This window comes from Bacillus sp. BML-BC051, assembly GCF_019656175.1.
GTDB lineage: Bacteria > Bacillota > Bacilli > Bacillales > Bacillaceae_G > Bacillus_A > Bacillus_A mobilis.
On the sequence record NZ_BPLI01000060.1, the window covers coordinates 34225 to 51194 of the forward strand.

The 16970-nt window shown below is 36.5% G+C and carries 16 protein-coding genes; 1 reads left to right on the forward strand and 15 read right to left on the reverse strand.

Going from position 1 to position 16970, the window contains the following annotated elements:
- Positions 1–2: 2 nt before the first annotated feature.
- From K5S59_RS22780 to K5S59_RS22830, 11 genes are all read right to left on the reverse strand, one after another.
- A complete protein-coding gene (locus K5S59_RS22780; protein ID WP_212981825.1) occupies positions 3–1409 on the reverse strand; it encodes a replication initiation and membrane attachment family protein in 1407 nt (468 codons plus the stop codon).
- A gap of 152 nt (positions 1410–1561) precedes the next feature.
- Positions 1562–2023 carry a transcriptional regulator NrdR gene (nrdR, locus tag K5S59_RS22785; RefSeq protein WP_001203687.1) on the reverse strand — a complete coding sequence of 154 codons (462 nt, stop codon included), beginning with the start codon at positions 2021–2023 and terminating at the stop codon, positions 1562–1564.
- A 285-nt stretch (positions 2024–2308) separates the two neighbouring features.
- Positions 2309–2692 (reverse strand): adenosylmethionine decarboxylase, encoded by a 384-nt coding sequence (speD, locus tag K5S59_RS22790; protein WP_002003660.1) that lies wholly within the window; start codon positions 2690–2692, stop codon positions 2309–2311.
- A 387-nt stretch (positions 2693–3079) separates the two neighbouring features.
- A complete protein-coding gene (locus K5S59_RS22795) occupies positions 3080–4108 on the reverse strand; it encodes a glyceraldehyde-3-phosphate dehydrogenase (RefSeq protein WP_000198978.1) in 1029 nt (342 codons plus the stop codon).
- A 109-nt stretch (positions 4109–4217) separates the two neighbouring features.
- Positions 4218–4820 (reverse strand): dephospho-CoA kinase, encoded by a 603-nt coding sequence (gene coaE / locus K5S59_RS22800; RefSeq protein ID WP_120450918.1) that lies wholly within the window; start codon positions 4818–4820, stop codon positions 4218–4220.
- A gap of 53 nt (positions 4821–4873) precedes the next feature.
- A complete protein-coding gene (ytaF, locus tag K5S59_RS22805) occupies positions 4874–5506 on the reverse strand; it encodes a sporulation membrane protein YtaF (protein WP_000281742.1) in 633 nt (210 codons plus the stop codon).
- Positions 5507–5578: 72 nt separating this feature from the next.
- Complete coding sequence (mutM, locus tag K5S59_RS22810; protein WP_001114500.1) at positions 5579–6409, reverse strand: DNA-formamidopyrimidine glycosylase; 831 nt, start codon at positions 6407–6409, stop codon at positions 5579–5581.
- Positions 6410–6421: 12 nt separating this feature from the next.
- Positions 6422–9055 (reverse strand): DNA polymerase I, encoded by a 2634-nt coding sequence (gene polA, locus K5S59_RS22815; protein ID WP_120450919.1) that lies wholly within the window; start codon positions 9053–9055, stop codon positions 6422–6424.
- 283 nt (positions 9056–9338) lie between these two features.
- A complete protein-coding gene (gene phoR / locus K5S59_RS22820; protein WP_063262652.1) occupies positions 9339–11102 on the reverse strand; it encodes a sensory box histidine kinase PhoR in 1764 nt (587 codons plus the stop codon).
- Entirely contained in the window at positions 11095–11814 is a 720-nt protein-coding gene (gene phoP, locus K5S59_RS22825; protein WP_001065221.1) for a two-component system response regulator PhoP, read from the reverse strand. Before phoP ends, phoR begins: the two co-directional genes overlap by 8 nt.
- 148 nt (positions 11815–11962) lie before the next feature.
- Positions 11963–12199, reverse strand: coding sequence for a hypothetical protein (locus K5S59_RS22830; protein WP_001267378.1), 237 nt, complete (start codon positions 12197–12199; stop codon positions 11963–11965).
- Positions 12200–12300: 101 nt separating this feature from the next.
- On the opposite strand from K5S59_RS22830, the gene K5S59_RS30275 reads away from it, so the two are divergent.
- Positions 12301–12432, forward strand: coding sequence for a hypothetical protein (locus K5S59_RS30275; RefSeq protein ID WP_001241580.1), 132 nt, complete (start codon positions 12301–12303; stop codon positions 12430–12432).
- Between the two features lie 56 nt (positions 12433–12488).
- On the opposite strand, the gene K5S59_RS22835 is transcribed toward K5S59_RS30275, so the two are convergent.
- The 4 genes from K5S59_RS22835 to citZ form a co-directional block, all read right to left on the reverse strand.
- Entirely contained in the window at positions 12489–12962 is a 474-nt protein-coding gene (locus K5S59_RS22835) for a MaoC family dehydratase (protein ID WP_000914190.1), read from the reverse strand.
- 217 nt (positions 12963–13179) lie between these two features.
- Positions 13180–14118: a malate dehydrogenase gene (mdh, locus tag K5S59_RS22840; protein ID WP_000153242.1), complete on the reverse strand. Its 939-nt coding sequence runs from the start codon at positions 14116–14118 to the stop codon at positions 13180–13182.
- A gap of 19 nt (positions 14119–14137) precedes the next feature.
- A complete protein-coding gene (gene icd, locus K5S59_RS22845) occupies positions 14138–15430 on the reverse strand; it encodes an NADP-dependent isocitrate dehydrogenase (protein WP_000206899.1) in 1293 nt (430 codons plus the stop codon).
- Positions 15431–15590: 160 nt separating this feature from the next.
- Positions 15591–16739 (reverse strand): citrate synthase, encoded by a 1149-nt coding sequence (citZ, locus tag K5S59_RS22850; RefSeq protein WP_170956880.1) that lies wholly within the window; start codon positions 16737–16739, stop codon positions 15591–15593.
- Between the last annotated feature and the right edge of the window lie 231 nt (positions 16740–16970).

Sequence of the window (16970 nt, forward strand, 5' to 3'; positions counted from 1 at the left end):
TATTAATCACGCTTATATTTTTTTAACACTTCTTCTAGTCGTTTTCGTTCATCATCTAACGTACTTGCATCTTTTTTCTTACTTACATCTTTCTTCACTGTTTCTTTCTCTTGTTCTTTCGGCTCTTCTTTCAGCCAATCTGGTACCATTTCTTTTCTTATCGTTTTCTTCGACGTACGGCCTTTTTTCTTCGTCTCAGCCCATTCTTGATATTGACGATTCTCTTCTTTCGCTAACGCCATTGCTTCAGCTACTGTACCGACCTTTTTACGTGCCCAATGCCCAGCAATTTTCTCCACATACGTTTTTGCAAGCTTCATATCTGAGCGTAGCATAACGTAATAAATAAGTACATTCACAACACCTGGCGTTAATTTTTGATTAATCATTACATCTTCAACGATCTGCAAGTCAGCCTTTGTCGCCTCTGCACCACCAGAGATTTCTTTCAATAGTTGTTTTGGTGAGATTTCCTCTAACTGTTTTATTAACATCTCTTCTTGCGTAGAAGGCTCTTTCCCTTCCATCATACGTGCAGCGTGCGGTTGTACTCTTTCACTTAATACAGGTAACGCTTGACCGTTTTCGAACTGATACCAATCACGTGCTCCTTTTCTAAGCCTTTCGATATCAATTGTCTGCATCTCTGTCACCGTACCAAGAACGATATTTTGCATCGATAACACATCTACATCGTACACGTAAGCAAGTGTAATGGCACATTCTCGCACTTGATCTGTAATCGCCTTTTTAGGGACAAGAGCGGACAAGCCATCTACAAATAAGGAGAAATCAAAGAAATCATTCCAAACCTTTGGAGCGTCTCCCTTCTCGTTACTTGGCATAGCTGTCGTTTTTGGAATACGAAGATCTTCTTGCGCATGCTCAAGCTGTCCTGGATTAAACGAACCAAACACATCATTGAAAGAACGCGTAACATTTTCATAAGAAGCAAAATCAAATTCTTCTTCTAAGAAATATTGCTTTACTTGATTATATTTTGTCCGACTCAATCGATTGTATAAAAAGATACTTAACACAATATCATCAAAAAATTGTTTCGGAGATAAAGGCGGTTGCAATTCGTATATAAACATTCGAATATCTTTTTCTTTCTTAATATATACCTTCAAAAGCCCAATTGCCTCTAATTTTACTCGTTCCTCATATATTTCGGGAAGCTGCATTTGCATGGTCACCATAAGGGAATGATGTGTATTCTCTTTTCCAAACACACGATCTTGCTCTAACTCTCCCCATAGCGTCATGTACAAGCTAAAAGCTCTACTACCTACTAACGGCTGATACAACATCGTTAACACTTTTCGGTCGTAATTATGCAGTAACCCTTTCGCACTTACTTTATAACGATCAATTGGCAATAGCTCCATCCATGACTGTTTTTCCATTCTTGCTTTTCCTTTCTCTCATCCAATCTATCCTCTACTTCATTCGTTCTATCTTCATTATATAATTTCTTAGCGAAAAAGAGCTATTAGCTTTCGCTTCTAGCTCTCTTATCTCATTCCTTACGGTATGTAAAGAGAATAAAATACAACTTCTACTCTCTTTCTTTTTGCAGTATATCTTTTAATTCTTCAATAAATACATTTAAATCTTTAAATTGGCGATATACAGAAGCAAAACGCACGTAAGCAACATCATCAATATCACGCAGTTCTTCCATAACAATTTCACCAATCATATCACTTTTCACTTCTGATATACCTAAATTACGAAGTTCACGTTCCACACTTTGAGTTACTTCTTCTAATTGCCTTAAAGATACTGGTCTTTTTTCGCACGCTTTAATTAAGCCGCGTAAAATCTTTTCTTTATTAAACTCTTCACGTGTGCCTTCTTTTTTTACAACGATAAGAGGTGATTCTTCTACTCTTTCAAATGTTGTAAAGCGACTTAAACAACTTTCACACTCTCTCCTTCTTCGAATAGAGCGCCCCTCGTCTACCGGACGCGAATCTAACACTCTTGTACCATTATGAGAACAGGATGGACAACGCAATATATTCACTCCTTTACACTATACTCTTTATTTTTCCTCTACTTACTTCATCTGACAATATATATATAATATTATATAACTCATTCTAACTCTCTTACCACTTTAAGTTTACGCACATTATTTTATCATCTCGTTTTCAAAACTAAGATGATAGATGGGGCGTTAACTTATTCATAAGAGCTCAATTTATCTCACTAACGAGTACGTTATATTTTTCCTTTTTTATAAACTAAAAAAGAGGTGCATTATACACCTCTTTACATTTTAAATCAATTATGTTCTTTTTTAAAGAGCTTTTGTTTCTCTCTGCTTAATTTCGAAGCTACCAGTGCCTCGAGGAAGCTCGATGCTCTCACGCGTTTTCGCGTTTAAACCTTCTGCAATATATTCTGCAGCAACATTTGGATCAATACGATCCCCACAAGTATAAACATCAATACTTGCGTAACCGTGCTCCGGAAAGCTATGAATTGTTAAATGTGATTCCGAGATAATTACTACTCCACTTACACCTTGTGGTGCAAATTTATGGAAAGCAACCTCACGCACTTCAGCACCAGCTCTCAGTGCTGCATCCACAAATAATTGTTCAATATACGGCATGTCATTAAGCTTGTCGAAATCACAATCCCAAAGTTCAGCGATTACGTGACGACCCATCGTATCCATAGTATCCATTCTACAGTTCCCCCTTGTAAATTTATTCTAACTGTTCGAATTGAAAACTAATTTGCAATTTGGCTTGCTCCACTACCACGGGGGAAAGTTAGTCCAGAGAGGTCCTAACCCTTTAAGTAGTGACTACGTACCTCAGCTCTTAAGTTTACGAGTGTTAGTATACTTTGTTTATTTTCATTTTGCAACAACAGTTTTTTCGATTTTCTGTCATATTTTCCTCTTTACTTTTCCCTAAAAAAAATAAATGATTCACAAATACAGTAATCACAACGTTTCGTGGTATGTCCACTTTCAAAAATATACTCCTATAATTTTTTTCCTTTTCAGAAAAAAATAAAAAAAGAGGGCAAATATTCACTTGCCCTCTCCCTTATTCACTTAAATATGTTGCACATTTTTTTGTTTCGCTAATTCGTCAACAACTAACGTTACAAGATCTACAACACGACGAGAGTAGCCCCACTCGTTATCATACCAAGCAAGTACTTTCACTTTACGATCACCCATTACCATTGTAGATAAACCATCAATAATAGCTGAGTGTGTATTTGTATTAAAGTCAATAGATACTAAAGGCTCTTCGCTGAATTCTACAATACCTTTTAATGCACCGTTTGCAACAGTTTTGAATGCTTCATTAATAGCTTCAACTGTCACATCACGTTTTACATCTACTACTAAGTCAACAAGAGACACGTTTGGCGTTGGTACACGAAGTGCCATACCATGAAGCTTTCCGTTTAAGTGCGGAAGAACTTTTGCAAGCGCTTTCGCAGCACCTGTCGTTGTCGGAATAATCGATTGTCCGCAAGCACGCGCTCTTCTTAAATCTTTATGTGGGTTATCAATATTTTTTTGGTCATTTGTATAAGCATGAACAGTTGTCATTAAACCGTTTTCAATTCCAAACTGCTCATCTAACACCTTAACAACAGGCGCTAAACAGTTTGTTGTACAAGATGCATTTGAAATAACAGTATGTTTTGTAATATCTAATTGGTCTTCGTTCACACCAACTACAATTGTTACATCTTCATTTTTACCAGGCGCTGTTAAAATCACTTTTTTCGCTCCAGCTTCAACATGAAGAATTGCTTTTTCTTTTGAATTAAATTTACCAGTTGCTTCAATTACAACTTCAACACCTAGATCTGTCCAAGGCAATTCCTTTGGATCGCGGTTGTTTAAAAGGCGAATCATTTTCCCATCAACTAATAAGTGATCTTCGAATGCTTCTACTGTTCCGTCAAACTTGCCGTGAACTGTATCATATTTAATTAAATGTGCTAACGTTTCAGATGGATAGCTTGCATTGATTGCTACAATTTCGAATGCGCTTTCTTTTATTGCCTGACGAAATACCATTCTCCCAATACGTCCAAATCCATTAATTGCCACACGAGTCATAATATGTTATCCCCCTTGAATGCGTTATACTATTTATCTCCAATCCCAATAATAGTATAACACAAAAAGGGGATATGTCACTAAGCATTTTCATTAATTTCACAATTTTTTAGTCAATAATGTTCCAATTCTTTAAAATCACCTGTAATTGTGTTTTCGTTCCCATAATTGTGCCATCATTATTTATCACTTCATCTGCATTCTTCACTTTTTCTTCTAACGGCATTTGAGATTGAATACGCGCCGTTGCTTCTTCTTCTGAAAAATTATTTCGTTTCATTAAACGTTCTAATTGCGTATGTGGCTTAACTGCTACAACTAAAACACGATCAACGAGACTTGTTAATTTCCCTTCAAACAGAAGAGGAATATCTAGCACAACCGCTTGCATACCTTCTTTTATGTACATTTCCTTTTGCCTATTCATTTCCTCACGCACCGCAGGATGAACAATTTTATTTAACTGCAGTCGTTTTTCTTCATTATAGAAAACGACACTTCCTAATTTCGGCCGATCCAATTCTCCATCTTCTTTTAATACTTCCGTTCCAAACACTTCTACTATTTTGTTATATGCTGGTTTTCCTCGCTCTACAACTTCTCTCGCAATAATATCCGCATCAATAACTGGTATACTCAGTTCACGGAACATTTCTGATACCGTACTTTTCCCGCTTGCAATGCCTCCCGTTAATCCAATTACTACTGTCATCATAATCCTCCTCACAATATAAAAGGCGCGAAACTAATGTTCCACGCCCATACTTACATCTTCCAAATTCCAATAATAATGAGTAATACCCCAGGCAGGAATGTAAATTTTTGTAACCATTTCATATTTGATAAAACCGTTCCAAGTTTCATTCCAATAAATAAAAACAAAGAACTCATCACTGCAACTAATATCGCCATCATAGCAGGTGCATACCCTAATAAAGATGCACCAATTCCGGCACCAAACGAATCTATAGAAAGAGCGATACCAAGAAGCAATGCTTCTCCTGCAGAAATGGTGCCTGATTTATCAAAATCTGCAACAGTCGGTTTCCGTAAAATTTGAATCACTAGCCCGAGTGAAGCAATTTCTAATTTCCAAACCTTCTCCTCTTGCTTCGGTTCTTCTTTTTTCTCACTTCGAAAAAATTGGTATAACACCCAAATTCCAATTCCAATAAGAACAAGCCCACCGATACGCGTTGCGATAACAGGTGAAAATACTTTCGCTATCATATGTCCAATTCCCATTGAAACAAGCATAACAGCCGCTGAACACATTCCGATAATTATAATTGATCTTAGTGGAATTCTTACACTTCTTAAACCATATGTTAGCCCTACACTACAGCTATCTAAGCTTAATGTAAAAGCTAATAAAATAAGAGATAAATAAAGGTACATCGGTAAGCTCCTCCCTTATACATAGCCCTGCTGTATGTATATGACAAATGCCTATCCGATGTTATTTCTTTTCTATATTCTCGGCTGACAAATTGGGCAGTAATGCGTTCCTCTTCCGCCAACAACTGTTTTTTCTAATATCGTACCGCAAGTTACACACGGTTCTCCCTTTTTTCCATATACATTTAGAAGTTCTTGGAACGAACCAATTTGCCCTTGCGAGTTGATATACGTTCGAATTGTACTTCCGCCACGCTTCACTGCTTCACCTAACGTTGTAACAGTCGCCTCGTAAATTCGTTCAACTTCTTCTGCTGTTAAAGACGACGATTCTCGTTCAGGATGAATTTGAGAACGGAATAAAACTTCATCTACATATATATTTCCAAGCCCTACTAAAAGTCGCTGGTCTAATAATACGACTTTTATTTTACGATTGGTCTTTTGCAATCTTTCTTGTAAATACTGCGGTGTCAATTCAGCATCAAACGGCTCCGGACCTAAGTCAGCAAGAGGCATTTGATTCAATTCTTCACCTTTCTTAAAGAGATGCATCGTACCAAACTTTCTCACATCTTTATAATGTAATTCAGTTCCATCTGTAAATAAGAAACGGACATGCGTATGCTTATCAATTGGCTCGTCTTCTTGATGCAGTAAAAACTTACCTTCCATACGCAAATGTGAAACAATAACATAATTCGTTACATATAAAAGCAAAAATTTCCCTCTTCGCTTTATATTTTCAATCTTCTCGCCTCTTAACATTTCTTTAAAAATTTCTACATCATCCGGTCGTTTTACTATTTTCGGATAAGTAACAATGACATCTTCAATCGTTTTTCCTGTTACAAGATTTTCAAGTGTCCGTCTGACGTTTTCAACCTCTGGTAATTCAGGCATCTCATCACTTCCTTATTTTGCGTCGTACCAAGTTGGACCGTAAGAATAATCAACTTTCAGCGGAACTGCGAGTTCAATTGCATGCTCCATTACTTCTGGTACAAGCTTCTCTAATTTTTCAATTTCTTCTTGTGGTGCTTCAAATATCAATTCATCGTGTACTTGCAGAAGAAGACGAGCTTGTAATCCTTCTTCTTCTAAACGATCTGCCATAATAATCATCGCTTTTTTAATAATATCTGCTGCAGTACCTTGAATTGGTGTATTCATAGCTGTACGCTCAGCAAAACTACGTAAATTGAAATTACGACTCGTAATTTCTGGAATATAACGGCGGCGCTTTAATAATGTAGCCACATATCCTTTTTGTTTCGCATCTTTTACGATGTCGTCCATGTATTCTTGTACACCAGGGAAGCTTTCTAAATACTTTTCAATAAATTCCGCTGCTGCTTTTCTTGTAATTCCTAAGTTTTGTGAAAGACCATAATCACTAATACCATATACAATTCCGAAGTTAACAGCTTTCGCTTGTCGTCTCATATTTGAAGTTACTTCATCTTTTTCAACGCCAAATACATCCATAGCTGTTTTCGTATGAATATCCATGTCACGTTGGAACGCATCAACTAGCCCTTTATCATTTGCAATATGAGCTAATACACGAAGTTCAATTTGTGAATAATCTGCCGCATACATAATCCATCCTTCTTCTGATGGAACGAATGCCTGACGAATCTTTCTTCCTTCTTCTAATCGAATCGGGATATTTTGCAAGTTCGGATCCGTTGAACTTAATCGACCTGTTTGCGTTAATACTTGATTAAAACGAGTATGGATTTTAGATGAATCTTCATGTACAACTTTTAATAAACCTTCAATATAAGTTGAATTTAGTTTCCCTAATTGACGATAATGTAAAATGTTTGGAATGATTTCATGGCGATCCATAAGCTTTTCTAGTACATCAGCTGACGTAGAATAACCTGTTTTCGTCTTTTTAATAACTGGTAAGTTTAAGTTCTCAAACAGAATAACACCAAGCTGCTTCGGCGAATTAATATTAAATTCTGTTCCCGCAAGTTTATAAATTTCCTGTTCCATTTCCTTTAATCTACCTGCAAGTTCTTCTCCCATATTACGAAGACGCTCCGTATCAACTTTTACACCTTTTACTTCCATATCAGCTAATACACGCGCAAGTGGTAATTCTAACTCTGTAAACAGTTCATATTGCTCATTCTTTTGTAACTCTTCTACGAATGTTTGCTTTACATCATATAATACGTGCACTTTACGAGCTACATGCTCCGCTACTACTTCTAGCTCTGGAACAGCACGCTTTGCACCTTTTCCGTAAACTTCTTCATCGGATTTCACGGCATGCGTTTCTTTCATTTTCGCTACAGTACGGAAATCTTTATCCGTATCAGCCGGGTCAAGTAAATAAGCAGCAATTAATAGATCAAAGTCAATCCCTTGCATATCTATCCCGTTCCATTTAAGTGCAACGATCGCACGCTTCGCATCAAATGTATGCTTTCTCATTTCTCCATCTGCAAGCCACTCTTTAAAAGCATCTGACTTAAGAGCAATGTCTGTCTGAATAAAGTAACAGCCATTTTCATTTTGAATACCAAAACCTTGAATGTCCGCTTTATGATAGTTATCTTCTTGTACTTCAACAATAAGCGCACTATCTTGCTGAAGCATTTCTTCTGTAACTTCTTCCACAATATCAAATGTAATATCATCTAATTCAGCTGGAGCCGTTTCTTCTGGCGTAACACCTAATTTATTTAAAAGAGATGTAAATCCTAAATTCTCGAACATTGGAATAACATCACTTGCTTCATACCCTTTATACTCCATATCATCCACATGCACTGTAATCGGCGCATCTGTAATAATAGTTGCAAGATCTTTACTCATAAGAGCTTGGTCTTTATTTGCTTCCAGTTTTTCTTTTAATTTCTTTCCGCTTACTTGCTCTATATTTTCATACACTTCTTCAACCGTTCCAAACTGTGTTAACAATTTAATCGCAGTTTTTTCACCAACTCCTGGTACCCCTGGAATATTATCTGATTGGTCTCCCATTAAACCTTTCATATCGATAATTTGCTTTGGTGATAAGCTGTATTTCTCAAATAAAGCTTCTTTCGTATATTCATCTACTTCCGTAATCCCTTTTCGAGGAATGCATACAAGCGTGTTATCAGAAACAAGCTGAAGTAAATCTTTATCTCCTGAAATAACTTTTACATTTGCTCCTTGCTCACTTGCTTCTTTCGCTAGCGTTCCCATAATGTCATCCGCTTCATAATTTTCTAATTCATAACGCGGTACGTTGAATGCATCAAGCATCTCACGAATAAACGGGAATTGCTCTGACAATTCAGGTGGAGTCTTTTGACGTCCTCCTTTATAATCACTATACGTTTTATGACGGAACGTTGTTTTACCCGCATCAAACGCTACTAACATATGCGTCGGTTTTTCTTCCTCTAATATTCTCATTAACATCATTGTAAAACCGTAAATTGCGTTCGTATGTATACCTTTGTCGTTATTTAAAAGCGGTAGTGCAAAGAAAGCACGATACGCGATATTATTACCATCTACTAATACGACCTTTTTTTCCAAAACAGAAACCTCCCCATACAAATTTGAAATGATTTTTTTCACAGAAAAAAACCGTTCCTTTCCTCTCTCTATATTAACATGACTAATAGAGAGAAGAAAAATAACGGCTATTTTCTATTATATATACAAACGTTTACTAATATAAAAGGGAAGTGACGAGAATAGCATAACTATTCTCGTCCAAAATTACTCCTTGGATGAAGGGGTTTTCATGTATTATATTAACAGACCTTTATTAATATTTAATTAAGCCATTGTTAATATATTGTAAACATCCTTCATCCTATTTTTCAGTTGCTGATTTTGGTAAAACAACTGTAAATGTTGTCCCTTCCCCAACTTCACTATCCACTGTAATCGTACCGTGATGCGCCTCAACTAAATGCTTTACAATTGATAACCCAAGGCCTGTACCACCAGTATTTCTACTTCTCGCTTTATCCACTCGGTAAAAGCGTTCAAAAATACGCGGAATTTCATCTTTACTAATACCAATTCCCGTATCCGATACTTTTATATAAGCATTATATTTATCTTCTGCTAATTCTACAGAAACAACGCCTCCAGCCGGCGTGTATACGATTGCGTTATTTATTAAATTAATAAAGATTTGCTTCAAACGACTCGGATCTCCAATGACCGAGACTCCTTTTAGCGCATTTACTTGTAAAGAAATTTCTTTTTCTCCTGCTTTGTTATCAAGCACCATATGAATGTCTTCAAGAAGTCCCTTCATATCAACGGTCCCCATACTCAATTTAAATCCTTGTTGCTCAATCTTTGATAAATCTAATAAATCTTCAATTAACCCTTGCATGCGTTCACTTTCTTTTAAAATAATGTGCAAGAAATGTTCGCAGAATTTTTTATTATCCATCGCACCGTCCAAGAGCGTTTCTGAAAAACCTTTAATAGAAGTAATCGGTGTCTTTAGTTCATGAGAAACATTCGCTAAAAAGTCTTTTCTCATTTGTTCTAATTTCTTTAGCTCAGTAATGTCATGGAATACAAGGACAATCCCTTTCCATTCATGGTTCGTCCCGATAATTGGTGCTCCATATACTTCGAAATGCTTTCGCTCAATTCCAAGCGGCAATAACATTTGTTTACGCACTTTCACTTCTGTCATAAAGATTTCTTCCACGAGCTCTATAATTTCTGTATGATGAAACGATTCATAATATAAACGATCTAAATATTCTTCATCTGTTACGTGGAAAGTCTCCTTATACGAACGGTTTACAAGGTTTATATAACCGCGGCTATCAATTAAAATCATTCCGCTGCCCATATTTTCAATTAACGTATGCAGACGATCTTGTTGCATTTCTTGCTCAAGTGTCATCTCTTGTAAATTACGGGCTAAAATATTAATCGCTTTACTCAGCATTCCTGTTTCATCTGAATGACTTTCATAAGCGCGTGCTTTATAATTTCCCTTCGCTAATTCGATAGCAACTTTCGTAACGGATTCAATTGGCCTAATATATTGCCCTGTAATTTTCATACCTAAAAATACGACTACGAGACAAGCGATAACAAATCCGATAATTAATAATCCCCACGTTTTTTGATGAACAGCTTTCAAAGGCTCAATTGTACTTTTCACCAAAATATACCCTTGTTTTCCTGCCACATCTTGAACGAAAACCGCATGGTAAAATTCATTATTCTGATCTGTTTCTTTCGTAATGACTTTATTTCTTTGTTTCGTTGTTTCAGAAGTAAGTTCTTTCATTATCCCTTGGCTAAACGCAGACTGTTCTCCGCCGCTATATTGTACTTTCTTTTTTTCATCTACAAATGCAATAGAAGCCTGTATTTTTTCTTCTAACTTTTCAAATACATATGGATTTTTTAAAACATCATCAAAACCCTGTTCTTCTGCTAATACTGCAACATACTCTGTCTCTTTTACCATTCTCTCTTTGGCATGTTCTATATAGTAGTTTTCAAACACAGTTTCCAGCAATAAACCTAGTCCAACTAAAATAAAAACAATAAGAGAAACAAATGTAAAAAGAAGCCTGGAACGAAATTTATTCATCCCCTTTTGGCTCCTCTAATTTATATCCTAAACCACGTATCGTTTTAATGTACGTCGGTTTTTTCGTATTTTGTTCAATTTTATCGCGCAAATGGCTAATATGAACGTCAACAATTCGTGTATCACCGGCAAAATCATAGTTCCATACAGCACTTAATAATTGATCACGTGTCAACACGCGACTTTTATTTTTCGCAAGATAAACAAGTAGTTCAAATTCTTTTGGTGTTAATTCAAGCTTTCTTCCTTGGAAATAAGCCTCATAAAATTCTGGCAAAATTTTAAGTTCAGCAATTGTGATGCTCTCTTCATCTGATGTATCTTTAACTTGTTCTTCTTGTTGCAATTTCGTGCGGCGCAAAATTGCCTTCACACGCGCAACAACTTCCCTTGGGCTAAATGGCTTCGTCATATAATCATCTGCCCCAAGTTCAAGACCTAGCACCTTATCAAATTCATCATCTTTTGCTGTTAACATTAAAATCGGCGTCATAACGCGCTGCAATCGTAATTCTTTACATACTTCCATACCATCCATTTTTGGAAGCATTAAATCTAATATAATTAAATCTGGGCGTTCTGTTGTCGCTTTTTGAAGCGCCATTTCTCCATCCATCGCTGTTATCACTTCAAACCCAGCTTGTTGTAGATTAAATTCAATTAAAGTTAAGATAAATTCCTCATCATCAACTACTAAAATACGATTGTTCATTCTTTTCCTCCAAGTTATAGACTTGAAACCTTCTTCATCCTAGTATTTTCCCCGTTATTCTCATCATACTAGAAAACAAGGCCCCTCTCAATATAATTGTCTATACATGGATTCAGATTGTGCTATTGTTATTACTCATTCACTCCAATTAACGTGTTGTTATCCATACTTTATACACTTCTATATCGTTATTAAACTCCACATTCGTATAAATATTAAATTCTCGATTTTGCGCTAACAAAAATGCAAGAGCATACGCTATTTTATAATCTAGCGTTTCATATCCATCAAATACTCTTCCATACATTTCATTCGCTACCCCGTCTGCCCACACTTCAGCTTCTCTTATCGTTTCAAAGATAACATCTTCTCTTTTCCATCTCATCTTAAAAAACCACTCCTTAAATTGACTTCAATTATCAAATCACGATATAGTAAATACTGTTAATCTAAAAATCCAAATATAAGGTATAAGGAGACTCTATTATGCGACTAGTGCTACCTATTCTGTCTTTAATAGTAACGTGCATTCTTACATTCAACGCCCCAAGCTGGGACACGATTAAAACAGGTTGTTCCGATTTCGCTGAAGGATTTGCACAAGGATTCTTCAACTAAAAATAGCGCTAGCTCCCTTATAGAAGGTATGCTAGCGCTATTCATATTTTCATTTTTTAAAAATTATCTAATGCTTTTTCCATAATAGAAACTGATTTAAAAGGCGGCGTTACTGTTAAGGAACCTTTTACAACCGTTTCTCCTTTTTCATCATGAGCAGATACAAGCATATCAATTGTATGTTCCTCCTCAGAGACAGCCACAACTTCAAAGTGGATTTGTAACGTTTCATAATGGTGAACATGCTTCACGAACGTAAGGTCCTTCCTTGTAATATGACTACCTGGACCTGGTAAATATTTCGTAACTGCCGTTGTAATCATTCCCGTTAGCATAATGCTTGGTACAATCGGCTTTTCATACGGAGTTTGGGATGCGTAATCATGCTGAATATATAATGGATTGGCATCATTTGTTAACCCTAAGTACAATAACAAATCTTTATCCTCAATTTTTTCAGTGATAGATAATTTCTCTCCTACTGTAATTTCATCCATTCTACGACCAATTTGAACTTTTTTCTTTAACATGTTACAACCCCCTCCGATTTTTTCACCTTATTATCCTACTAAAACCGATACCTAATCCAAAATTTACTATGATGAGGGCAATGTATAGTATAAATCTATAGTTTCATTATAGGATACACCAAATGATAGCGTTTTCATATTATTCCAAAAAAAACATTTGAATAAATAGTAGAAAAAGATTCGGGGCCCCGAATCTTTTTCCGCTTATATTTAATTATTAAACAAGAACCTTCATTACATTACGTACAGATTCTACAGAGCGATCTAACGCTTCTTTTTCATCTGCAAGAAGTTCTAATTCAATAATTTTTTCAATTCCGTTACCACCTAGAATTACTGGTACCCCTAAGTAAAGGTCGCTATAACCATATTCACCTTCAAGGTACGCAATAGCCGGCAATACACGGCGTTGATCTTTTAAGATTGCTTCTGTCATTTCAACTAAAGAAGCAGCTGGTGCGTAATATGCACTACCGTTTCCTAATAAGCCTACAATCTCGCCGCCACCTTTACGAGTACGTTCTACGATTGCTTCTAAACGCTCTTTCGGAATTAACGTTTCTAACGGAATGCCACCTGCATAAGAATAACGTACTAGAGGTACCATATCGTCACCATGGCCACCAAGAACAAATCCTGTAATGTCTTTCACAGAAAGATTTAATTCTTGTGCAATAAATGTACGGAAACGAGCTGTATCTAATACGCCCGATTGACCGATAACACGCTCTTTCGGGAATCCTGCTTCTTTAAATACAGAATATGTCATTGCATCAACTGGATTTGTTAATACAACAATAATCGCATTTGGTGAATGTTTTGCAATGTCGCGCGTAATGCTTTTCATAATTTTAGAGTTTGTTGCTACTAAGTCATCACGGCTCATACCAGGCTTACGCGCAATACCTGCTGTAATAACGACAACGTCAGAATCAGCAGTATCTTCGTAATCAGATGTTCCAATAATGTTAGCATCAAAACCTTGTACTGGGCTCGCTTCTAACATATCTAACGCTTTCCCTTTTGTTGGATTTTCCAGTTGTGGAATGTCCACTAATACAACATCTGCAAGTTCTTTTTGTGCTAATAAGAATGCTGTTGTTGCTCCTGTAAATCCTGCACCGATGACTGAAACTTTCTTGCGTTTGATTGTCATAATTTACCCCCCGCTTTAATTATGCGTTTTTGATTATCGCTACATCCATGTTTTTAATAAGTTCATTAGCGAACTCAGAACATTTCACTTCTGTTGCACCTTCCATTAAGCGTGCGAAATCATAAGTTACTACTTTTGAAGCAATTGTGTTCTCAACAGAAGCAGTTACTAATTTCGCAGCTTCGTTCCATCCTAAGTGCTCTAATAATAATACACCAGAAAGAAGAACTGAAGATGGGTTTACTTTGTCTAAACCTGCATATTTTGGAGCTGTACCGTGTGTAGCTTCAAAAATAGCATGTCCAGTCACATAGTTAATGTTTGCACCAGGTGCAATACCAATTCCACCTACTTGTGCAGCAAGTGCATCAGAGATGTAGTCTCCGTTTAAGTTCATTGTTGCAACAACATCGAACTCACGTGGACGAGTTAAAATTTGTTGTAAGAAGATGTCTGCAATAGAATCTTTTACGATGATTTTTCCAGCCACTTCAGCATCTGCCATCGCTTTATTCGCTGCATCTTTACCATCTTTCTCAACGATACGGTCATATTCAGCCCAAGTAAATACTTTGTCGCCGAATTCTTGTTCCGCTACTTCGTAACCCCAGTTTTTGAAAGCACCTTCTGTAAATTTCATAATGTTTCCTTTATGAACTAATGTAACAGAAGAACGTTTTTCGTTAATTGCATATTGAATTGCAGCACGAACAAGACGCTTTGTCCCTTCTTCTGAGATTGGTTTAATACCAATACCAGATGTTTCTGGGAAGCGGATTTTATTAACACCCATTGCTTCTTTTAAGAAAGCAAGAACTTTTTCTGCTTCTGGAGATCCTTGTGCATATTCAATTCCAGCATAAATGTCTTCTGTATTCTCACGGAAAATAACCATATCAGTATCTTCCGGACGTTTTACAGGTGAAGGAACACCTTCAAAATAACGAACTGGACGTAGACATACATATAAATCTAATTCTTGACGAAGTGCTACGTTTAGAGAACGAATACCACCGCCAACTGGAGTTGTAAGTGGACCTTTAATCGCGATTAAATATTCACGGATTAAATTTAAAGTTTCTTCTGGTAACCACTCGCCTGTTTGGTTGAATGCTTTTTCCCCTGCAAGCACTTCTTTCCAAACGATTTTCTTCTCACCATCATAAGCTTTTTCAACTGCTGCTTCTAGTACACGAGATGCAGCTGCCCAAATATCAGGACCAATTCCATCTCCTTCGATAAATGGAATAATCGGATTGTTTGGTACATTCATAACACCGTTAGTTACAGTAATTTTTTCACCTGTCGTCAATGTGATAACCCCCATGTTTGAAATTTCATATGTATGAAACTGAGGGAATAACCCCTCAGTTCAAACCGTTATTCAAATTAAAATATTCTAATCATTACGTCTTTCCGAAAAAATCAGACTTTTGAAAGCGTATTTTCACTATCAAAATAGTGTTTTTCGCTTATCGTTGTGCAATTGGAACATACACTTGATGTGTTGGTCCATTATAATCAGCACGTGGACGGATTAAACGGTTGTTTTCATATTGTTCTAGAATATGAGCTAACCAGCCTGACATACGGCTAATTGCAAAAATAGGTGTAAATAAGTCATGGTCAATTCCTAAACAATGGTATACAGAAGCTGAATAGAAATCAACATTTGGTGGAAGACCTTTTTCTTTTGTTACAATGTCTTCAATTTTGATAGACATATTATACCATTTGTCTTCTCCTAAAAGCACGCATAATCTCTTGGACATTTCGCGTAAATGTTTTGCACGCGGATCACCCTGCTCATATACACGGTGGCCAAAGCCCATGATTTTCACTTTATTTTGAAGAGCATTATGAATATATGATTCTACATTTTCTTCTTCGCCAATTTCAGTTAACATCTTCATTACATTTTCATTTGCCCCGCCGTGAAGAGGACCTTTTAACGCACCGATTGCTGCTGTAATACCAGAATATACATCTGAAAGTGTAGCTACACAAACACGTGCAGTAAATGTAGAAGCGTTTAACTCATGATCTGCGTGAAGTACAAGCGCCTTATCAAAAGCTTCAATTTCAACTTCATTTGGCTCGCGATCATTTAACATGTACAAGAAGTTTGCAGCTAATGATAAATCGTTTCTAGGCTCAACAACATCTAAACCTTTACGAATTCTTGCATAAGCAGCAACTAAAGTTCCCACTTGAGCCTGCAATTTAACCGCTTTCAAATAATTGGAGTTTTCATCCATAATTTCAGCGCTCTCATCGTATAATGATAGCATGGAAATTGCAGTTCGTAAAACAGACATCGGATGTGCGATCTTTAAATCTACTTGTTTCAAATATGTTAAAATCTCACCTGGAACTTTATAGTATTCCGATACAGTCTCTTTAAATTTCGCTAGTTCTTGTTCATTCGGAAGCTTGCGATGCCATAATAAGTACACTACTTCTTCAAATGTAGCATTCTCAGCTAAATCATCAATATTATACCCAACATAAGTTAATGTATCATCAATAATAGAGCTCACAGATGATGTTGTTGCTACTACCCCTTCTAAACCTCGAATAACAGTCATGACATTCTCTCCTTTTCCTGAAAATTCTCCCAACCTTGCTCCTTATATCTATTTGCTCCCCTTTTGAATTATGAACGCCCGTTCACTCTTTAGGCAAGCAAAATGCACGATCATGCAAATTTGTTGCGATGTTCCCCTCTTATGTCCATTGTTTACATGGAAAGCATGAGCGTGAATGTCTCCCCGAATCCTCACGCTCAAAACAACAAGTTAGTGAGGAAAATTAATTCCGAAGAGTTTTATGATAAAAACAACATAAAACAA